The 21,073-nt window shown below is 68.7% G+C and carries 15 protein-coding genes; 9 read left to right on the top strand and 6 right to left on the bottom strand.

All coding sequences use genetic code 11. The annotated features are described in order from the left end of the window. Positions 1 to 56 precede the first annotated feature (56 nt). The 4 genes from AC1DFR_RS03385 (at position 57) to AC1DFR_RS03370 (ending at position 3,477) form a co-directional block, all read left to right on the top strand. Positions 57 to 1,199: a uroporphyrinogen-III synthase gene (locus AC1DFR_RS03385; protein ID WP_476872824.1), complete on the top strand. Its 1,143-nt coding sequence runs from the start codon at positions 57 to 59 to the stop codon at positions 1,197 to 1,199. Between the two features lie 242 nt (positions 1,200 to 1,441). Beyond that, entirely contained in the window at positions 1,442 to 2,341 is a 900-nt protein-coding gene (locus tag AC1DFR_RS03380) for an FAD-dependent oxidoreductase (protein ID WP_476872721.1), read from the top strand. Positions 2,342 to 2,501: 160 nt separating this feature from the next. Next, complete coding sequence (deoC, locus tag AC1DFR_RS03375; RefSeq protein WP_028278361.1) at positions 2,502 to 3,200, top strand: deoxyribose-phosphate aldolase; 699 nt, start codon at positions 2,502 to 2,504, stop codon at positions 3,198 to 3,200. A 52-nt stretch (positions 3,201 to 3,252) separates the two neighbouring features. After that, complete coding sequence (locus tag AC1DFR_RS03370) at positions 3,253 to 3,477, top strand: hypothetical protein (RefSeq protein WP_230010712.1); 225 nt, start codon at positions 3,253 to 3,255, stop codon at positions 3,475 to 3,477. A gap of 71 nt (positions 3,478 to 3,548) precedes the next feature. Here the strand turns inward: AC1DFR_RS03370 and AC1DFR_RS03365 are convergent, their stop codons facing one another. Next, positions 3,549 to 4,379, bottom strand: coding sequence for a metal-dependent hydrolase (locus AC1DFR_RS03365; RefSeq protein ID WP_476872720.1), 831 nt, complete (start codon positions 4,377 to 4,379; stop codon positions 3,549 to 3,551). Positions 4,380 to 4,383: 4 nt separating this feature from the next. Next, positions 4,384 to 8,055 (bottom strand): transcription-repair coupling factor, encoded by a 3,672-nt coding sequence (gene mfd / locus AC1DFR_RS03360; protein ID WP_476872719.1) that lies wholly within the window; start codon positions 8,053 to 8,055, stop codon positions 4,384 to 4,386. A gap of 247 nt (positions 8,056 to 8,302) precedes the next feature. Here mfd and AC1DFR_RS03355 point away from each other — a divergent pair, with 247 nt between their 5' ends. From AC1DFR_RS03355 to AC1DFR_RS03335, 5 genes are all read left to right on the top strand, one after another. After that, positions 8,303 to 9,868, top strand: a complete 1,566-nt coding sequence (locus AC1DFR_RS03355; protein WP_476872718.1) for an SDR family oxidoreductase — start codon at positions 8,303 to 8,305, stop codon at positions 9,866 to 9,868. A 48-nt stretch (positions 9,869 to 9,916) separates the two neighbouring features. Beyond that, positions 9,917 to 10,414 carry a DUF2505 domain-containing protein gene (locus AC1DFR_RS03350; RefSeq protein ID WP_476859122.1) on the top strand — a complete coding sequence of 166 codons (498 nt, stop codon included), beginning with the start codon at positions 9,917 to 9,919 and terminating at the stop codon, positions 10,412 to 10,414. Positions 10,415 to 10,418: 4 nt separating this feature from the next. Beyond that, a complete protein-coding gene (locus AC1DFR_RS03345; RefSeq protein ID WP_018774651.1) occupies positions 10,419 to 10,640 on the top strand; it encodes an SCO4848 family membrane protein in 222 nt (73 codons plus the stop codon). Positions 10,641 to 10,735: 95 nt separating this feature from the next. Next, a complete protein-coding gene (locus tag AC1DFR_RS03340) occupies positions 10,736 to 11,179 on the top strand; it encodes a VanZ family protein (RefSeq protein ID WP_230009621.1) in 444 nt (147 codons plus the stop codon). A 29-nt stretch (positions 11,180 to 11,208) separates the two neighbouring features. Further along, entirely contained in the window at positions 11,209 to 12,522 is a 1,314-nt protein-coding gene (locus AC1DFR_RS03335; protein WP_476856545.1) for a UDP-glucose dehydrogenase family protein, read from the top strand. A 10-nt stretch (positions 12,523 to 12,532) separates the two neighbouring features. On the opposite strand, the gene sufU is transcribed toward AC1DFR_RS03335, so the two are convergent. The 4 genes from sufU to AC1DFR_RS03315 form a co-directional block, all read right to left on the bottom strand. Further along, a complete protein-coding gene (gene sufU / locus AC1DFR_RS03330; protein WP_230009833.1) occupies positions 12,533 to 12,988 on the bottom strand; it encodes a Fe-S cluster assembly sulfur transfer protein SufU in 456 nt (151 codons plus the stop codon). 11 nt (positions 12,989 to 12,999) lie between these two features. After that, the gene (locus tag AC1DFR_RS03325; protein ID WP_476859123.1) at positions 13,000 to 14,307 is read right to left on the bottom strand and encodes an aminotransferase class V-fold PLP-dependent enzyme; all 1,308 of its coding nucleotides are present in this window, start codon (positions 14,305 to 14,307) and stop codon (positions 13,000 to 13,002) included. A gap of 1,148 nt (positions 14,308 to 15,455) precedes the next feature. Continuing rightward, a complete protein-coding gene (locus AC1DFR_RS03320; protein WP_476872717.1) occupies positions 15,456 to 18,179 on the bottom strand; it encodes a helix-turn-helix transcriptional regulator in 2,724 nt (907 codons plus the stop codon). 71 nt (positions 18,180 to 18,250) lie between these two features. Continuing rightward, positions 18,251 to 20,941 carry a LuxR C-terminal-related transcriptional regulator gene (locus AC1DFR_RS03315; RefSeq protein ID WP_476872716.1) on the bottom strand — a complete coding sequence of 897 codons (2,691 nt, stop codon included), beginning with the start codon at positions 20,939 to 20,941 and terminating at the stop codon, positions 18,251 to 18,253. Positions 20,942 to 21,073 lie beyond the last annotated feature (132 nt).

Genomic DNA, 21,073 nt, shown 5'->3' with positions numbered 1-21,073 from the left:
CCCTCCCGGAGCCCGGCGCACCACTGTCCCCCTTGAACCCCGCCCTCGCCTCCGCACTGACCGCCGGCGCCCCCGCGCCCGAACCCGCCGAGTACGCGACCGACCGGGACCTTCCCCTGGACGGCTTCCGGATCGGCGTCACCTCGCACCGCCGTTCGCAGGACCTCATCGAGGCCCTGGAACGCCGCGGTGCCGAGGTGCTTCACGCCCCGGCCCTGAAGATCGCCCCGGTCCGGGAGGACCAGAGCCTGATCGAGGACACCCGGGCGATCATCGCCGCCCGGCCCGATCTTTGCATCGCGACCACCGCCTACGGCATGCGCCGCTGGTGCGAGGCCGCGGACACGTTTGGCATTGGCGACCAGCTGCTGGAGACCCTCTCCGCCACCCGGATGTTCGTCCGCGGGCCCAAAGCCCGCGGCGCCGTGCGCGCCGCCGGGCTCGCCGACGTCGGAATCAGCAGCGACGAAACCACGTCCACGCTCGTGGACATGCTCCTGGCCGAGGGTGTGCGCGGCAAGACAGTCGCGGTGCAGCTGCACGGCTACACCGATGTCCGCCAGCTCGAGCGCCTGCGCATGTCCGGCGCCACCGTCCTGACGGTCACCCCGTACCGCTGGGTCAAGCCCGACGGCGCCGACCGGCTGCCCAAGCTGATCGAAGCGGCGTGCAGCGGCAACCTGGATGTCCTGACGTTCACCAGCGCGCCCGCCGTGGACGCGATGTGGAGCACGGCGCACGAGATGGGCGTCTACAAACAGCTCGTAGAGAGCCTGAAGACCACCGTGGCGACCGCCGTCGTCGGGCCCATCACCGCGCAGCCGCTGCTCGATGCCGGGCTGCATCCGCTGATCCCGGAACGGTTCCGGATGGGCGCCCTGATCCGGCTGGTCTGCGAGCACCTGGCGCTGAACCACGTCCGCCGGCTCGACACCGTTTCCGGCAGGGTGGAGCTGCGCGGCCGGTCGCTGCGCATCAACGGCGAGCCGGTCGAGATGGCGCCCGCACCGCTGTTGCTGCTGCGCGCGCTCATCGGCGCCGGCGGGGCTGTGCTCTCCCGCGAGGCGCTCTCGGACCTGCTGGAGCTGCGCGGTTCCGTGCATGCCCTGGACATGACCGTCAGCCGGCTGCGGTCCGCGCTGCCGGACACCCGGCTGGTGGAAACCGTGGTGAAACGCGGCTACCGGATCCGGGTCTAACCCAACGCGGGGTCACATAGCGCCCATCCCACCGCTATCTATAGGCGCTAAGTGACCCCGCGTTGCTTTGCTGCCGGCCTTCGCGGGGTGTGACCCACGGCATTACCGGCCGGTAAATACTGGCGAACGGGCAGGGCAGAAGCGGCAACACCCGGGAAACACCCCGGAAAAATCGGACGCCTACGCTGGGGTTCATCAAGCACACCGGCCACACGATGGCCACCCAGCGAAAGGGCCAGCACATGTCCGCTCCGGCAATGTCTCCCATCTCCACTTCCTCCCTGACAGGCGCTTCGGCTGCCGCCGCCACCACGGCCGCCCGGCCCAGGATCGTCATCGCCGGCGCCGGCCGGGCCGCCCAGGCGCTCGTCCGGCAGCTCACCCGGACCCCGTTCGCCGGCGCCATCACGGTCCTCAGCAACCGGGACGACGCACCCGAGGAATTGCTGGAGCTCGCCGTCCTGCCCCAGGTATCTGTCCGCTTCGGCCAGCCGGCAAGCTACATCGACGCGGAAAACCGCCGCGTGACCACCGCCGACGGCATGGAGTTCGACTACGACGAGCTCGTCATCGCCACCGGTTCCGCTCCCGCCGAGGCTCCGGTGGAAGGTGCCGCCCGCTGCCTGAGCTATTCCACGATCGACGACGCCGCCGGGCTGGGCGAGGCCGTCAAGGACGTCACCCGGGTCCTGGGCCGCCGCCCCCTCGGCATCCTGGTCGGCACGGGTTCGGCCGCCGGCCAGGCCGAGGCCGTGCTCCGGTCCCGCGGCGTCCGCCCGGTCCGCACCACCGTCCGTCCCGCCGCCGTCGTTCCCACCGCCGCCGGGTCCGCCCTGCCGGCGTCGGGCATCGTTTTCGAGGACGGCTCCAGCATGAACGGTGACCTCGTGATCCTCGCCGAGGAGCGCATCGCCCGCGACGAGCTGGCCGCCACGGCCGGGCTCGCGACCGCTGCCGGCGGCGGGATCGTCATCGGCCAGGACTTCCGCACCTCCGTGCCGGGCATCTGGGCGATCGGTGACGCGGCAGCCTACGACGGCGTCCGGCTGGGGCTGCTCGTGGCCTCCGGTTCCGCGGCGTCGGTGTGCGCTTCCCAGTTGCTTCAGGCCACCATGGGCCGGGCCCTGGCGGCCGCCGCCTGACGTGCCGGGGAGGCCCGGCCGGGGGCATCCGCCGGGCACATTCCTATGGCAAGATGGTTCCCTGATAAGCCGCGCACCACGCGGCGCCGCCAGGGCCCGCAGGCCCACAAGGCCCGGGAAGGGACCGCCGCGTCCCAGGCCCGCCACGAAAGGGACCACCATGAGCCAAGAAGCCGCCACCGGGGGGACGCCCAACATCGCCTCCTACATCGACCACACCCTGCTCAAGCCGGAGGCCAGCGAGGCGGAGATCCTCAAGGTCTGCGCCGAGGCGGCGGAGTACCACTTCAAGTCGGTCTGCGTGAACCCGGTCTGGGTCAAGACCGTCAAGAAAGCGCTCAAGGGATCCGGCGTCCTGACGTGCTCCGTGGTGGGATTCCCGCTGGGCGCCACGCCGAGCGACGTCAAGGCCTTCGAGGCCCGCGGCGCGGTCCTGGACGGTGCCGAAGAAGTGGACATGGTCATCAACATCGCCGCGGCCCGTGCCAATGACAAGGGCGCGCTGGTGGACGACATCGCCGCCGTCGCGGCCGCCGTGCACGAGGGCGGAGCCATCCTGAAGGTCATCATCGAAACGGCGCTGCTGGGCGATGACCAGAAGGTGCTCGCCTGCGAGGCCGCAGTGGAAGCCGGGGCGGACTTCGTGAAGACCTCCACGGGCTTCAACGGCGGCGGGGCCACTGCCGAGGACGTCGCTCTCATGCGCCGCACCGTCGGCCCGGACCTGGGTGTCAAGGCCTCCGGCGGCGTGCGTTCCCTGGCCGATGCTCAGGCTATGATTGCTGCAGGTGCAACACGTATTGGCGCCAGCTCCGGTATCGCGATCGTCAAGGGTGAACAGGGTTCGTCCGCGTACTGACCGTGCCGGCACCGCCCACAGTTTTGAGCCCCCCGGGGCCGAGGAGGAACGAATGTCCAGCAACACCACCCCGTCCCGGCGCGTCGAGAACAGCCTCGGATCCAGCATCGCCCTGTTCGTGCCGATGATGGTCCTGTTCCTCGGTGCGATCTACTCGCTGTCCTTCCTGACGCTGGAAAACACCTGGCCGATGGCCGTCTGCCTGATTCTCTTCGCGGCCGCGTTCTGGATCCCGCAGACCCTGCTGGGCCGCTCGGATTCGGCCGGCGAAAACTAGGCCTCTCCTGACCCTTAAATGACTGAAGCTCCGGTTCATCCGGAGCTTCAGTCATTTAACCGGTGGCAGTCCTAGCCGGGCACCAGTGCGAACAGGCCCTTGACCAGCCGCGTGCCGAGCGCCAGGGCCGCGGGGAAGTGCGCTTTGGCCACCGCCAGCCCGGCGCCAAACATCCCCACCATGGCGTAGCCGCTTACCGGGATCAGGACGAACCATTCCCGCCGCGAACCCGCCCGGCCCAGCAGCGGGATGGAGAACGCCCCGTTGGCCCTCCAGATGTTCTTCAGCAGCGGCAGTTTCCGCAGGACCTTGGGCGGCTTGATCACCAGTGGCCAGAGCAGCGGCACTCCCCCGGTGGTGATCATGTCCCCCACAATGTGCACCAGCACCCCGGTAAGCATTGAAACCGGCAGCCAGGTCCACTGGTGCGGCGCGAACCACGTCACGAGTCCGGCCATGAGCAGCCCGACGATCCAGTTGCTGATCCAGCCGAATTTCGGGAAGAGTTTCAGTGCCTTCGCGGCGATGTTGATCATGAACATGCACAGCAGGCCGGCTCCGACGGACAGCAGCCCCCACTGGGTCTGCACCTGCCACTGCCCGGCGACCGTGGCCAGCAGCACGAAGAACGCCGCGCCCAGCACCGAATGAGTGCCCTGCCGGTGGCCCCCGCTGGCGTTCTCAATGCCGCGCGCCACCAGGTTGGACAGCGGCGGCAGCGCGTGCGCCACCGTGCTGGCACGGTGGTCCCAGTCGCAGACCAGCGCGGTCCCCGCCGTCGCCATCGCGCCGATCACGATTCCGGTGGGATCCAGCGGGTACCAGCCGAGCGCATACGGGCCGGTCGAGGCAATGGCTACCCACGCCGCGGCTCCCGACGCGGCGTGATGTCCTCCCATCATTCTTTTATTTCACCGCCGGTGTGGCAGAGACAGGGGCGTCGGAGAAGATGTTGCGGATCACGCCGTTGGCCCACTCCAGGATCTCGGCGTCCTGCAGGTCCCGGCCGCCGATCCTGGCCGTCTTGGGCTTCGGAACGAGCACGGCGTCCAGAGCCGGCTTCGCCTGCGCGCCGGGGTACATCCGGGTCAGGCGCATGAGCTTGGACTCGGGCAGTTGCGCCGGGGAGAACTTGATGAAGTTGCCCTGCAGCGCGACGTCGGACAATCCGGCCTCGCGGGCGCCCACCCGGAACCGGGCGACGTCGATCAGGTTGGTGGCCGGCAGCGGCAGCTCGCCGTAACGGTCCACGAGCTCCGCGAGGACCTCCTCGATCGCCTCGTAGGTGATGGCGCTGGCGAGTTTGCGGTAAGCCTCCAGGCGCAGCCGTTCGCCCGGCACGTAGTCGTGCGGCAGGTGCGCGTTGACCGGCAGTTCGATCTTCATTTCGGCGGCCTTCTCCTCCGCCTCGCCCCGGTATTCGGCCACGGCCTCGCCGACCAGCCGGATGTAGAGGTCGAAGCCGACGCCTTGGATGTGGCCGGACTGCTCGCCGCCGAGCAGGTTGCCGGCGCCGCGGATCTCCAGGTCCTTCATGGCCAGCTGCATGCCGGCGCCGAGCTCGTTATGCGTCGCGACGGCCTTGAGCCGTTCCAGCGCCACCTCGCCAAGCGGCTTTTCCGAAGGGTAGAGGAAGTAGGCGTAGGCGCGTTCACGGCCGCGTCCCACACGTCCGCGCAGCTGGTGCAGCTGGGAGAGTCCGTACTTGTCCGCGCCGTCCACGATCAGGGTGTTGGCGTTGGAGATGTCCAGGCCGGTCTCGATGATGGTGGTGCAGACCAGGACGTCGAAGCGCTTTTCCCAGAAGTCCACGATGATCTGTTCCAGCCGGCTCTCGGACATCTGCCCGTGCGCCACCTCCACCCGGGCCTCCGGGACCAGTTCGCGGATCTTCGCCGCGGTGCGGTCGATCGTGGACACCCGGTTGTGGACGAAGAACACCTGGCCTTCGCGCATCAGCTCACGGCGGATCGCGGCGGAAGTCTGCTTGTCCGTGTACGGGCCCACATACGTCAGCACGGGGTGCCGTTCCTCCGGCGGGGTGGCCAGGGTGGAGGTTTCGCGGATGCCGGTCAGGGACATTTCCAGTGTGCGCGGAATCGGGGTGGCGCTCATGGCCAGGACGTCGACGTTGGTGCGCATCTTCTTCAGCGCTTCCTTGTGTTCGACGCCGAAACGCTGCTCCTCGTCCACGATCACCAGGCCGAGGTCCTTGAAGCCGAAGTCCTTGGACAGCAGCCGGTGAGTGCCGATCACGACGTCCACGGAACCGGACTTGACGCCGTCGGCGGTTTCTTTGGCCTCCTTGCCGGTCTGAAAGCGGGACAGCGGCTTGACGACGAGGGGAAAGCCGGAAAACCGTTCGGTGAACGTCTCGTAGTGCTGCTGGGCGAGCAGCGTGGTGGGCACCAGCACGGCGACCTGCTTGCCGTCCTGGACCGCTTTGAACGCGGCCCGGACAGCGATCTCTGTCTTGCCGTAGCCGACGTCGCCCGAGATCAGCCGGTCCATCGGGATCTCCCGCTCCATGTCGGCCTTGACCTCGTTGATGGTGGTCAGCTGGTCCGGGGTCTCCACGTACGGGAAGGCCTCCTCCAGTTCCCGCTGCCACGGGGTGTCCGGGCCGAAGGCGTAGCCGCGGGAGGCCATCCGGGCCGAGTACAGCCGGATCAGCTCGCCGGCGATCTCCTTGACCGCTTTGCGGACCTTGGACTTGGTGCTCGCCCAGTCCGCGCCGCCCATCTTGCTCAGCGCAGGAGTGTCGCCGCCCACGTACCGGGTGACCTGGTCCAGCTGGTCGGTGGGCACGAAGAGCCGGTCGCCCGGGGCTCCGCGCTTGGACGGGGCGTACTCCAGGACCAGGTATTCGCGCACGCCCTCGCCGCCACCGGCAACCTTGCGCTGGATCAGTTCCACGAACCGGCCGATGCCGTGCTGTTCGTGCACCACGGAGTCCCCGGCCACGAGCTGCAGCGGATCCACGGCATTCCGCCGCTTGGACGGCATCCGGCGCATGTCCTTCGTGGAACCGGCAGAGGTCCGGCCCAGCAGGTCAGCCTCGGTCAGCAGCGCCAGCTTGAGCGGATCCAGGACAAAACCGCGGCCGACGGCGGCGGTGGTCACCTCGATCAGCCCGGCCTGCGGATCGGCCTCGAGCGTGTCCACCCGCGCGCACGGGATGTCGTTGTCGTGGAAGAGTTCTGCGAGGCGCTGCGCCGGGCCCGGGCCCTCGGTGACCACGACGATCCGCCACTGGTCCCGGACGCGGGAGCCGATGAAGTCCATCATTTCCGCCACGTCGCCCTGGTAGCCGCGGGGTTCCCGGGCGTGGAGGTTCAGCACGTCGACGTCGGGCAGCAGCTCCTCGTCGCTGGCCAGCGAGGTGATGGACCACCAGGAGACGCCGTGCTCGAGGGCCGCGGTGCGGGTTTCGGTCAGCGAGCGGAAGCTGGCCGAGTGCAGCGCTTCGGACGCCGCAGAGGTCAGATCAAGAGGTGCGGTGCCGCCGTCGGACGCCGTGGACCAGGCGGCCTCGAGGAATTCCTCGTTCGTCGCGGCGAGGTCGTGGGCCCGGGTGCGGACCTTCTCCGGCTCGATCACCACCGCGATGGAACCCGCCGGGAGCTGGTCCAGGAACGGCACCATGGCGTCCACCAGCACGGGGGCCAGCGATTCCATGCCCTCGACGGCGATGCCGCCGGCGATTTTCTCCAGCATGTCCGCGGCGGCCGGGAGCTGGGACTTCAGGGTCGCGGCGCGGGACATGACGGAGGGTGTGATCAGGATTTCGCGGCACGGCGGGGCATGGAGTTCGGTGGGATGGTGCAGGCCGGGCGCGGTCAGCGAGCGCTGGTCGGCGACGGCGAACCAGCGCATCTGGTCCACCTCGTCACCAAAGAACTCGACCCGGATGGGGTGGTCCTCGGTGGGCGGGAAGACGTCCAGCATGCCGCCGCGGACGGCGAATTCGCCGCGGCGGGTCACCATGTCCACCCGGGCGTAGGCGGCGTCGGCCAGGCTCTTGACAACACCGGTGAAGGGGGCCTCCTGGCCGACTGTCAGGGTGACCGGCACCAGTTCGCCGAGGCCGGCGACGATCGGCTGCACGACGGCGCGGACGGGGGCCACCACGACGCGCAGCGCACCGGCGGTGGACGATTCGGGGTGCGCGAGCCGCCGCAGCACAGACAGCCGCCGGCCGACGGTGTCCGAGCGCGGGGAGAGCCGCTCATGCGGCAGCGTCTCCCAGCTGGGGAACTCCGCGATCGTCTCGGCCGGCAGGAAGGCGCGCAGGGCCTCGGTCAGGTCCTCTGCCTCGCGGCCGGTCGCGGTGACGGCCAGGACCACGGGCACTCCCCGGCCAGCCCCTGCAGAGCCGGTTTCGTTTCCCGCCAGGGTCGCGAGTCCGTCCGCCATTTCCGCGAGCAGCGTGGACCGCATTCCGGCCGGGGCGCTGATCTGGTAATCCTCGCTGCGGGCGGCGAACCCGCGGGCGGCCTCGGCCTGGATGCGGGCGTAGTTCCGGTCTTCGGCGAGGACACGGCGCAAACCGGTGAGAGAGGGGCCGTTGAGGCTCATAGCTGTTGCTCCTGATGGGATCACGGGGTGCAGGCAACACGAATAGCCGAAATTCGCGAGAATCCCGGGCCCTCCAAGCCTACCGCGGAGCCTCGGGGACCGCCGACGGGCCCGGCCGGTGAGGCCTGCCCGGGGCGCCGCCGACGGGGCTAGGCTGGCTTCAGGAGCGGGCGGCCCATCCAACGCGGGCCGCGCACCGAATGGCTTGGTAGGCCACCCGCCAACTGCTGGCTGACAAGGAGTCACCATGAACGCCACAACCGCAACCCCCGAACCCGCTGGAACTCCTGCTACAGCCCCGCAGGCAGCCACCGCGAAGGCCGCATCCCCTAAGACCGTGCTCGTCACCGGGGCCACCGGCTACATCGGCGGCCGGCTTGTCCCCCGGCTCCTGGAAGCCGGGCACCGGGTCAAAGTCGTGGTCCGCACCCCGGCCAAGATCGCCGGCGTGCCCTGGCTGGACGACGTCGAGGTGATCCACAGCAGCCTCGACGACGGGGACGCCCTGCAGGCGGCGCTCGACGGCGTCGACGTCCTGTACTACCTGGTCCATTCCATGGCGGCCGGGGCCGGCTTCGAGGCCAAGGAAAAGACGATGGCCGGGACGGCCGCCCGGGCCGCGGCCGCCGCCGGTGTGGACAGGATCGTTTACCTCGGCGGCCTGCACCCGGCCGGGGCCGAACTGTCCACCCACATGCGCTCCCGCGAGGCGGTGGGGAAGGTGTTCCTGGACAGCCCGGTGGACGCGGTGGTGTTCCAGGCCGGCGTCGTGATCGGCTCGGGTTCGGCGTCGTTCGAAATGATCCGGCATTTGTCCGAGACGCTGCCGCTGATGCCCGCCCCGAGCTGGGTGCGCAACAAGATCGAGGCGATCGCGGTCCGTGACGTCCTGTACTACCTCGTGGCGGCAGCGTCGCTGGAAGGACCCATCAACCGGACCTTCGACATCGGCTGCCGCCAGGTGCTCAGTTACGCCGGAATGATGCAGGAATACGCCGCAGAGGCCCGCCTGCCGCACCGGGTGGTGCTGGCGCTGCCGGTGCCGGCCCCCAAACTGGCCGGTCTGTGGGTGGCACTGACCACCCCCATCCCGCTCTCCATGTCCCTGCCGCTCGTCGAATCACTCCAGCACGACGCCGTCGCCGCCGAGCACGACATCGACGCGTACATCCCTGCGCCGGAGGGCGGCCTGACCCCCTACCGGCGGGCCGTGGCCCTCGCCCTGGGCAAGGAACGCGACGGCCAGGTGGAGACCACGTGGGCCAGCGCCGGCGTCGACGCCGATCCCCTGCCGAGCGACCCGGACTGGTCCGGACACGCCGTGTACGTGGACGAGCGAAGCTTCCAAAGCGACGTGGACCCCAAATATGTGTGGACCGTCATCGAAGGAATCGGCGGCCGGAACGGCTGGTACTCCCTGCCACTGGCCTGGCAGGTGCGCGGCTGGCTGGACAAGCTCACCGGCGGGGCGGGGCTGCTGCGCGGCCGCCGGCACCCGCACCTGCTGGCCGAGGGCGAGGTGGTGGACTGGTGGCGGGTCGAGCGGATCGACCGTGGCCGGCTGCTGCGGCTGCGGGCCGAAATGCGGGCCCCGGGCCGGGCCTGGCTCGAACTTTCCGTGGAGCCGGAGGGGACGGGCAGCCGCTACCGCCAGCGCGCCATCTTCTTCCCCAAGGGCCTCAGCGGCCGCCTCTACTGGCTCGCAGTGCTGCCGTTCCACAGCGTCATTTTTCCCGCCATGTCGCGGAATATCACCGCCGCCGCACGGGATCTGGAAAACCTCGAATCGGAGCCAGCCCGGCACACCACGTAGGATGTTGGAGCCCGAAACGTCCACTTCCACATCACGGAGGACCCCCCTATGGCCCTGAGTGCATCCACCACCGTTCCGCACAGCGTCGACCGCGTTACCGCGGTTTTCGTCAATGAAGACTTCCTGCGCCACACGAGCGAACTCGTCGGCGGCACCCTGGAATCCTTCGCCATCGACGGCGACACCGCCGGCGCTTTCAACACCACCACCGTGCGGACCATCCCCACCACCCGGATGCCCGACATTGCCCGGAAATTTGTTGGCGAAAGCCTGAAGGTGACGCAGCTGGAGGCCTGGGAGGCCCCCACCGCCGACGGCTCCCGGCAGAGCAAGATCTCCCTGAAGGTCTCCGGCGCCCCGCTGGACGTGAAGGCTGTCCAGCGTCTCGTGTCCGACGGCGGCAGCACCCGGATCGAGCTCGAGGGCGACGTGACCTCCTCGGTGCCGTTCCTTGGCGGCAAGATCGCCGACGCCGCAGAACCGATGGTCGGCAAGGCCCTGAACCTGCAGTCCCAGCAGGCCCAGGCCTGGCTCGAAAGCCACTGACCCCGTGGAACTGCCCGCGGTCCTCGCCGTCGTCCTGATCGTCGCCGGCGTCTGGTCCCTTGTTGTCTGGCCGCAGTTCCTGCGCCGGGTCATGAAGGATCCGCGTGCCCGCGACGCCAACGGCAAGGCCACGCGCTTCCTGACCGTCCATGTGGTCCTGGTCAGCATCTCCATGCTGCTGGGGGCCGCGACGGCGGCGATTGGCGTGGCCGGGCTGCTCAGCTAGCATCCGGCACACCGGCGGCGGCACGCGCACCCTGCGCCTGCCGCCGCCGGCCGCTAGAATCAGCAAAAAGGTGGACCGCTGAAAGGGGACGCCAGTTGCTACCCCGCCGCGTCGCCATCTGGGGCCTGTGCGCCTGCGTTCCGGTCCTCGGCCTGATTGCCTTCTGGCCGGTGCCCGTTGACCGGGGCGCGGCCACCTACCTCATGCGGTGGCTCCGGCAACTGCACAGCTGGGGCGTCCCTCCCTGGTTCGACTACGGGGTGGTGGAATTTTCCTCAAACGTGATCCTGTTTATTCCGCTGGGCGCCCTGGTCGCCATCATCCTGGGCTTGCGGCTCTGGTGGGGCGGGGCCGTTGCCGGGTTCATCCTCTCCGTCGTGATCGAACTCGGCCAGATGGCGTTCCTGCCGGCGCGCTTTCCGTCCGTCGCCGACGTCGCCGCAAACACGATCGGCGCCATGGCCGGCGCGCTCGTGGCCAGGCTGTTCATGGCGCGCCGTGAGGCTGTGCGATCCCGACGTCCACCACGTACCCTGTGAACAGGGCCCGACGGGAGGAAATCGGAACTATGCGGATCTCGGTTATTGGTTGCGGTTACCTGGGCGCGGTCCATGCCGCATGCATGGCAAAGCTGGGTCACGACGTCGTCGGAATCGACGTCGACGAACACAAGGTGGCACAGCTTTCAGCAGGCCACGCCCCCTTTTACGAACCCGTGCTCGACGAACTCTTGTCCCAACTTGAGGAATCGGGCCGGCTGCGGTTCACCACCGACATGGCGGCCGCCCGCGGCGCCGAGGTCCACTTCATCTGCGTCGGAACGCCGCAGAAACGCGGCGAAAACGGCGCCGACCTGCGCTATGTCGACGCCGCCGTCGCCTCGCTCGCTGAATACGTCTCCCCCGGCGACGTCGTCGCCGGCAAATCCACGGTGCCTGTGGGAACCGCCGCGGGCCTGGCCGAGGTGCTGGCGGAGGCAGAGCCCGGCGCCTCGCTGGTCTGGAATCCCGAGTTCCTGCGCGAAGGCCATGCCGTGACAGACACCCTGAACCCGGACCGGTTTGTCTACGGCACGCCGGACGGCAGCGAAGACCATCCCGCGGTGGCCGTCCTCGACAGGGTCTACGAGACTCCCCTGGCAGGCGGGACACCCCGGCTGGTGACGGACTACGCCACGGCAGAACTGGTGAAGACGGCAGCCAACTCGTTCCTCGCGACCAAGATCTCCTTCATCAACGCCATGGCCGAGGTCTGCGAAGCCACCGGCGCCGACGTCACCCGGCTGGCCGATGCGATCGGGCTCGACGAGCGGATCGGGCGGAAGTTCCTGAACGCAGGCATCGGATTCGGCGGCGGGTGCCTGCCCAAGGACATCCGTGCCTTCATGGCCCGCGCCGGCGAGCTGGGGGCGGACCAGGCTCTGACCTTCCTGCGGGAAGTGGATGCGATTAACATGCGGCGCCGGACCCGGGTGGTGGAGCTGACACGCGAACTGTGCGGCGGGTCCCTGTTGGGCCAGCGGGTCGCAGTCCTGGGCGCGGCGTTCAAGCCCGAAAGCGACGACGTCCGGGACTCCCCCGCGTTGAGCGCCGCCGCGCAGCTGCAGCTGCAGGGCGCCGTGGTGACGGTCACCGATCCCCAGGCCCTGCCCAATGCCGCCAAGCGCTTCCCCGAACTCCAGCTGGAACCGGACCTGGAGACGACGCTGCACCGGGCCGATGCCGTGCTGCTGCTGACCGAGTGGCAGGCGTACCGGGAGCTGGATCCGCACGCCGCCAAAGCGCTCGTGTCCGCGCCGCGCATCCTGGACGGCCGCAACGTCCTGGACCCTGCCAAGTGGCGGGCGGCCGGCTGGACCTACAAGGGCCTGGGCCGGCCCTGATGTGTTGCCGTCAGGCCGTCAGCGCCTGGCCGAGGGCGTCCTCCGCGGCCACCCAGGAGAGCATGGCGCATTTGACCCGGGCAGCATAACGGGACACGCCCTCAAACGCCGCGGCGTCGCCCAGCACCTCCGGGTCGGCCGGCACCTTCCCGCGCGAGCGCAGCACCTCGCGGAAGCTGTCAATGACGGCGCTGAGTTCCTCGACTGTCATGCCCTCGGCGAGGTCTGTCAGCACGGACGCCGAGGCCATCGAGATCGAGCAGCCGTCGCCGTCCCAGCGCAGCTCACTGACCTTCCCGCCGGCAACGGACACCCGGACCGTGATTTCGTCGCCGCAGGTCGGATTCAGCTGGTGGGACTGGCCGCAGCTGGCCTCCTTGGGCGCGTCCGCGGCGGCGAGGCCGCTGCCGTGCCGGGCCTTGGCATGTTCGAGGATGATCTGCTGGTAAAGCTGGTCAAGACTCATGGATGTCCGTCCTAGGCTTGGAAGTAGGCACGGACATCGGCGACCGCGTTCAGGAACGCGTCCACATCGTCCGTGGTGTTGTAAAGGTACGTACTGGCGCGCGTCGTCGCCGTCAGCCCGAGCCGGCGGTGCAGGGGCTGGGCACAGTGGTGGCCGACCCGCACGGCGATGCCGCGGCTGTCCAGGAACTGGCCGACGTCGTGCGCGTGGACGCCCGCGACGTCGAATGCCGCCAGGCCAATCCGCTCCTGCCCGGCCGCCGGACCCAGCACCCGGATCCCGGGGATGGACTCCAGGCCGCGCACGAGGCGCTGGCCGAGTTCGGCTTCCCAGGCGTGGATGCGGTCCATCCCGGTTTCGCTGAGGTAATTTACCGCCGCGGAGAGTGCCACGGCCTGCGAAATGCGCTGGGTGCCGGCTTCGAAGCGTTGCGGGCTGGGCAGGAAACCCGCCCGTTCCATCGTGACGGTGGTGATCATGGAGCCGCCGGTCAGGAACGGCGGCATCGCGTTGAGCAGCTCCGAGCGGCCATAGAGGGCGCCGATGCCGGTGGGGGCAAGCATCTTGTGGCCGGAGAACACCGCGAAGTCGACGTCGAGCGCCTTCACGTCCAGGGGCAGGTGCGGTGCGGACTGGCAGGCGTCGAGCACCACGAGGGCTCCCGCGGACCGGGCCAGGGCCACCAGGGCGGCCACCGGGTTGATGGTGCCGAGGACGTTTGACGCGTGCGTGAACGCCAGGACGCGGGTGCGCGGGCCGATGATGCCGGCAGCGGCCTCCAGGTCAAGGGCGCCGGCGTCGTCGATCGGGATGAACTTCACGACGGCGCCGGTCCGGGCCGCCAGCTCCTGCCAGGGGATCAGGTTGGCGTGGTGCTCCATCTCCGTGACCACGAGCTCGTCGCCCGGGGCCAGGGCGAACCGGGCCGCTTCGGGTCCGGCGCCCGGCAGGGAAGCGTTGAGGAAGGAGTAGGTGAGCAGGTTCAGGCCCTCCGTGGCGTTGGAGGTCCAGATCAGCTCATCCCACTCCGCCCCGACGAAGTCCGCCACCGTTTCCCGGGCGTTCTCGAACGCCTCGGTGGCCTCGACGGCGAGGTGGTGTGCCCCACGGTGGACCGCGGAGTTCCGCTGCTCATAGAATTCCTGCTCGGCCTCGAGCACGCTGAGCGGGTTCTGCGAGGTGGCACCGGAGTCCAGGTAGACGAGCGGCCTGCCGTTGACGTGCTGCTGCAGGATTGGGAAGTCGTTGCGGATCCTCAGGACCTCCTCGTTTCCGAGCGCGGCGGCAGAGCGGCGGAGATGGGCTGGGGTGGCAACCATGGCGGAGACTCCTGGATCGGCGTTCGCTGCGGCGTACACCGCGCCGGCCGGGCGGCCAGCGTGCAAAATACGTCACACAGATTAAACCTAATTATCCCACGTTCCTGCAGCTCTCCTGCGCGCCCACCGCGCGGACCCGCACACCGCGGAACGCGAGCGGAGGTCCGCGCCCCGTTAGCCGGCTCCGGCGGCCATCGGCTCCCGCGGCGGTGCCCTTCGGCGGCCAAGACCCGGACCGCGACAGGAGCATTGCCCAAGGGCAGCCGCAATCAACCCCCAGCCAGGCGGGTTGGGCTGGTGCTGCCAGAAAATGGCAGACGACAAACGATAGGGGCCGCGGCGATGACCGCAGGGGCCGCGGGTGTGCGTCGCCGCGACCCATTGGCGGGAGCCGTGGGCCGACGGGATCCAGCAGCGGCATCCAACAGGGGCATCCAGCAGCGGCATCCAACAGGGGCGCCGGAACATCCGGCCGGCTCTCACTGCTACGGCGCAAGGCCTGCGCGGCGCAAGGCTCGCCCGACATGCCGGCGCGTGACGCCAGGGCCGGCGAGGGCTCGCACACAAGACGTCGTCACGCGCCGCTACCCCCTGCGGCGATGCCCGACGGCGCCGGTGTCAGGGCCGCGCTTCTCGATGGCGCGGACCCGCGTGTAGACCGATTAAGGGAGCCGGCGGCGGCTGGGGGGAGAGCCTCGGTCTCAGAAGGCTCTGACGCCGCCGGCTCCGACCTTGGCGCGCGGCTGCCCGTTGAGGCACCGCACGATTCCAATGAAGGAGTTAGTGGGAAAGATTACGGCCCGATCACCTCTAATGGTGGCAGTGGCCGCATCCGCAAGCAAGGAATTTGAGACCACACTTTCCTCGGGCCATGCTTGCGGTTGCTGACCGCCCTCAAGTTCCTCATTTTGAGACCTTTGTGAGCTGTTCGGGTTGGAGCTGTACGGGGTGGAGTTGTTCGGGATGGGGCTGTTCGTGGGACTGGCTTAAGTCAATCGCCCGAACGGACTCTGCACACGAGTAGCGTTTACCCGATTTCTGACGCCCTACTCGCCATGGCACTACTTGGAGCTACTCCCGCTGGCCCCGCAGGCCACCCGTGCTGTACGCACGCCACAGCCAGGTCACGCCATGCCGGGCCGGGCCGGTCAGGAGGGCAGCGGGCCGAGGTCCAGGAGGTCCGCCCGCCGGCCCACGCCGAGCTTGGCGAAGATCCGGGACAGGTGCCCCTCCACTGTCCGAAGTGACACACAGAGCGCGGTGGCGATCTCGGCGTTCGTGGCCCCGCCCGACACCAGTTCCAGGACTTCGGTCTCGCGGGCAGTCAACGGGGCGCCGTGATCGCTGCGGACGACCTCCAATTGCGACAACATTCCGGCCTCCACCAGGCGGTGATGGACCCGGCGCTGGACCGCGGTAAGCCGCCACCGCTCCGGGTCGTCTGCCAGGATCCGCTCGGCCTGCTGGGCGGCCTCAAGGGCAAGGAGCCCGTGCCCTGCATTGAGCGCGTCGTCGCTGATGCCAATGAGGTCGGACGCATCGGACGCCGACACCGCTCGCGCGTAGGACTCCACCAGCCTGGCTTCCGGGCCGTCGACTGCGCCGCTGCTGAGGGCGAGGGCTTCGGCGCCCGAGGTGTCACCGCCGCGGAGCGCGAGCCGCCTGATATCGGTTTCAACGCCCCGCAGGCTCTCGTGCAGGGCCTCGTCCGCCAGCCGCGCCAAAGCTCCGGCACCGCTTCCTCCGGGCCCTTCTCCGGGTTCAGCCGCCCGGCAGTACGCCTCTGCCAGCAGGTGAAGGGTTTTCGGCTCCCGGTACTCCGAGAGCCGGTAGGCCAGCACATGCTGGCTGGCCTCATGGTGGCGTCCGACGGCGCCTGCGGCGTAGGCCGCAACGGCGCGCGCAAACGGCAACAGACCTAACGGGTCGGCGATAGTAAGCTCTTCGACACTCAGCCGAAGTTCGGCCAGGCTTTCACGCATCCTGCCCTGGCGCAACCGCGAGTAGCCCCGCATGAGGTGCAGCATGCCGCCGCTGTACAGCAGACGCCCAGGCTCACGGGCCGCGTAATCGTCCAGGACATTTCCGAGCCGGTCCCAGTCGCCGGCCCAGATCAGATTCAGGCAGTGGCGCACCACGAGGTCCTCGTAGACCAAGGGAAGTTCCAGGCTTGCGGTTCGGGCGCCGCCCCATGCCTCTCCGTCCAATCGCAGCCCTGCGCGGAGTTGACCTTGGGCGGTCAAGAGTTCGGCGAGGAGGGAAACTGCCGGGACCCGGATTTCGGGATAGGCGCCGGCCGCGGCGATGAGTTCGCGCAGCACGGTTCCGACTGCCATGAACTTCCCGTCCCACGAGTGACTCAGAAGCTCTGTGGCCAGTCCCCCGGCAGCTGTCACGTCCGACGGCCGTCCCGCCGGAGCGCGCCCGGAAAGGTCGGTGCACGTTGCGAAATCCGCAGACAGTGAATCCCGGGCCCGCGATTCCAGGAGCTCTGGTTCCATGGACAGTCCAAAGGCCGGGCTGTGCGTCCCGGCGTCGGCTTGCTGTTGCCGGGCCGGCGTTGCGGACCCGAGCCGGGCTGCGAGGAGGGCAGCCAGGTAGGACGGCCGTCCGGAGGGCACCGGCTGTGCGGCCTCCAGACACGCCACAGCGGCCTCGGTGCGCCCCGCGATGAAGTGCGAATAAGCCAACTGGATCCGGGCCTCGGGGAGGAACCGGGCGTCCCGGATGGCGCCAGCCACCCGGGACGCGGTCGCAGGGTCCAGGTCCGTGTTCGCGGCGACAGCGGCCTGCAGGAGCTGGATCGGAGGGATCTCTACGCCGCAGTCCATGGACCAGCGCAGCCGGTTGAGGGCCGCTCCCGGCGCGGCGGCCCGTGCCGACGGAAGCGACAACACGCTCGAACGCAGGGCCGAACTGCGGCCGGCCGGGACCCGCTGGCGGATAATCTCGCCAAGGATCGGGCTGGCCGCCCGAACCAGCCGGTCATGACCCGTGGAGACGGCAATGATGCCCGCGGTGTCCAGGGCATCAACGGCCTTGGGACCACTGATCCGCAGAATCTGGGACAGGGATAGCGGTCCGGCCATGGCAACGATCGTGGCGGCGGTCTTTTCCTCCGGTGTCATGGAGCGCAACTGCCGGTCCACAACGTCGGCGGCCGGAACTTGGGCCATGTCGGGGTTGGCCAGCAGGAACCATACTCCGTGCCGGAGGCCCAAGGCGCCGCTGGCCCGGGCATGCTGGATCAGAGACATCAGCATGAGCGGATTGCCGTCGGCCGCCTTATGGAACAACGCACTAACCCACGGAGAGACGTCGGCCCGAAGGACCTGCTCGCACAGTTGGTGGGTTCCGATCCGGCTCAGCGGGTAAAGGTCGAACTTGGAAATTATCCCGTCGTCCCAAAGCGCCAGGAACTCTTCCGGAATCATCGGCCCGGGACGGCAGGCCACGAGGATTCCCGCGGCGCCGGTCGCGGCCGCCTGCGCCAACTGCCGGACGGTCCCATGGTCGAGGCAATGCGCGTCGTCGACCACAAACAGAGGGCGGTCCGCCTCGGATTTCAGGCTGCGCGCCATCGCTTCCACGACGGCTGCGTAGGAGTCGAGTTCCCGGTCAGGAAGCCGGGACAAGTACGGCGCCAGGGCACCGAAAGGAACGCTGGCCAGAGCCGAAGTGGCGGTCAGCCGAATCAGGCGGCGGTGGGTCTCGAGTTCGCGGATGGCGGCCTTGAGGACGGCGGTCTTGCCCGCGCCCGCGCCGCCGATGATGAGCGCACCTGATCGGGTGTCGTCACGCAGGCAACGCACCAGGTCCTTGACCAGCGCCGAGCGCTCGATCAGTGCCGAGGTCTCAGCCAGGCTTTCCATCGCCGGTTCTTCCTGCCAGTTTCTGCCCGTCTTGAATAGCCGTCCGGGTTGCCGCCTGCAGTCTGCCGGGCTCAGCCGAGCCTGGCGCTGTCTGCCGGAGTCGAGATGACATCTTTGAGTTCCGATCGGCTGGCGACGTGCAGCTTCGAATACACCTGATAGAGGTGTCCCTCCACAGTGCGGACGGATACGTGCATCTGTTCCGCGATCTTGCGGTTGGACGTACCGGCAGCGGCCCGGACCGCCACTTCACATTCCCTCGCCGTCAGGGTTGAGGTTGTAAGCGACCGCAGCCCGTTCTTCGGACTGCCGAACTTGTCATCGAGAGACTGCTGCGCCCGCTGGGCGATCCGCAGCGCGATGCGGTTGCCGGCGTCGTTCGCGCAGCCGACGGCTTTCCGCACCGCGTCCCGGGCGAACACGGTGTTGCCGCATGCCTCAGCTTCCTTGGATGCTGCCAGTAACTGCTCGCTGTCAGCCTCCCGCATGCCTTCGGCCAGCCGCGAGCACAGGGCCGCGAATTGTCCGGTCACCCTCCCGCTCAGGCTGCCGAGCTTCTGGCCCGTCTGGCGGTCTCCCAGCCGGGCCGCGGCGGACTGGAACAGGAGCGCGGGGGCCAGTGCTGACGTTTCGGCGTCGTTGCCCGCTTCGGCCGAGAGCGCACGGATGGACATTGCCCTCTGGCCGAGCTCGGCCTGGGCCGACAGTTCGAAATAGCGTGTGAGCCGTTCCACCAGCCAGGCCGCGGGCGGCCGGGCCTGGGCAAGATCGTCCAGTAGCAGGCCAGCCATTTCCTCTTCGCCCTGGAGTGCGGCGGCATAGGCACACACGGCCGCGGCCAGGCCGCCCAAAGCGTCGGGGTCCTGCGCCCGGAGCTGCCACCGGCCCGCCTGGAGCCGGGACAAGGCGTCGTCGAGGTGTCCGGCATGCAGGTCCATGACGCCGTGCCCGATCTCAAACATCCCGCCCAGCCTGGTCTGGGGCTCTGCGCCGCTGTACGTCTCCTCAAGATAGACGGACGTTTCCCTGAACTTGCCGGAGAGCAAAAGGAGGAGGAGGAACCTGCCCCTGATCTCACGAACCGCATGGTCCGGGAGCTGCACGCCGGCTGTGGCCGCCAGGATCTGCTTTCCAAGGGCGAGCGCCCGCACCACGTTGCCGGTGACGGCCAGGGCCTCGCTGCGCACGCTGGCGGTCAGGATCCTTGGTTCGCTGCCCAGGTCCCCCGCGTCCACGCCGTCGGTTATGGCCAGGACTTCGTCGTAGCGTCCACGGAAAGCGGCGAGCCCAGCCTCCGCCAGGCGCAGCCGCTCCCGGGCTGCAACTGCAACTGAACTCTGTGCGGCGGGCTCGGCAGCCAGCCGCTCGGCGAACTCCTGTATCCGGGCTTCGGGGTCGGCGCCCGGGGCGGTGCTGCGTTTGTCCAGTTCCACGCGCAGCAGCTGCAAAGCGGTCCACTCGGTCAGGGGAAGCCTGGCGCACGCGCCGTCATCCAGTGCCTCCAGAACCCGGCGTGCGGAGTCCTCGTTGTTCACCGAGATGTGGGCATTGACTGTTTCGATGGCCATCAGGGCAGCGGGTTCGCTTCCTTCGACCTCCTGGACAAATCGCAAGGCGGCCGCGTGGTCGGATGCACCGTTCGCGGCGCGTGCGGCGGCCAGGGCGACCTGGGAGCTCACCTCTTCCCCGCAATCCAGCGCCCAGGCGACGCCGGCCGAGCCGCCGGTGTCCAGCGTGTCCGATTCCTGGAGCACGGCCGTGAGCCGGCGGCGGAGTTCGGCGCTGCGCCCGGGCGGGACCACGTTGGCGACAATTCCGGCGGTCACCGGATTGGCGATGCTGACCATCGGCGGATGGTCATGGGTGACCCGGATCAGGGCCCGCTCCTGGAGCGCGTCCATATCCTGCGGGTTGGCGATGAGCATGAGGGTCTGCAGCGGGACTGCCCCGGCGAGTGCCAGCAGTTCAAAGACGTCGCGCTGGCCGTTGCCGAGCCGGTTGAGGCGTGCCTTCACGACGTCCCGGATCTCTCCGGTCAAGGCGATGGGGCCGTTGCCCAGGAACCATACACCGTCCTGGCGGATCACTGTGCCCAGCTTGATCTGCTCCCGGGCCAGGGAATGGAGGAACAAGGCATTGCCTCCGCTCGCACTCCAAAGCGCCCGGGCAGCGGTCAGGGAGAACCGGCCGCCGTATTCGTGGTGCAACGTTGTTGCCGTCTCTGCGAAGTCGAACGGTCCGAGGTCCACCCGTCGGAGCAGGTCATCCTTCCACAGGCCCATGATGTCCCCGCCTATGTGCGGCATGTCAACGCACGCCGCCAGCAACGTGACATGGGACCCGGCGCTCAACTGGGCCACCATCATGCTGGAGAGCTCGTCGAGGTCATGGGCGTTGTCCACGAAGAGGACGATTCGCCGGCCTTCGGATTTGTTGTGGAGCAGCTGGGTCAGTCCGCGCAACACCATCAGCGGGTGCTCGAGGTGGGAGGCGTCGAGGTCGTTGAGCAGGACGCTCAAGGCCCCGTAGGGAAGCTTGGAGGATATGGAGCTGCCCCTGACCTGGACTACTAGGTACTCGTCGCCGAGCTGCTCCAGGGCGCGCTGGGCGATAAAGGACTTGCCGGCCCCGTGGTCGCCCACGAGCACGATGCCGCAGCCGGAACCCGACGTCAGGGTCTCAACGATGTCGGCAACGACCTCCTGGCGGGTGAAGGGTCTGTCCTTACTGCGGCCATGACCGTTTCTGTGCGCCGAAAACACTATTTCTGTCTGGCCGCTGCCCGTTGGCAAGCCGGCGTCTTGCTGGAACATATGAGAGACCTTCGCAATCAAAGTGTGAGCGGTGATACCTCAACGGTAGGGACTACGCGTATTTTCGGTATGCGTAAGTAG

The organism is Arthrobacter sp. 05T410, assembly GCF_056396505.1.
The sequence above is the reverse complement of the archived record's forward strand: the minus strand, read 5'-3'. Positions and strand labels throughout refer to the sequence as shown.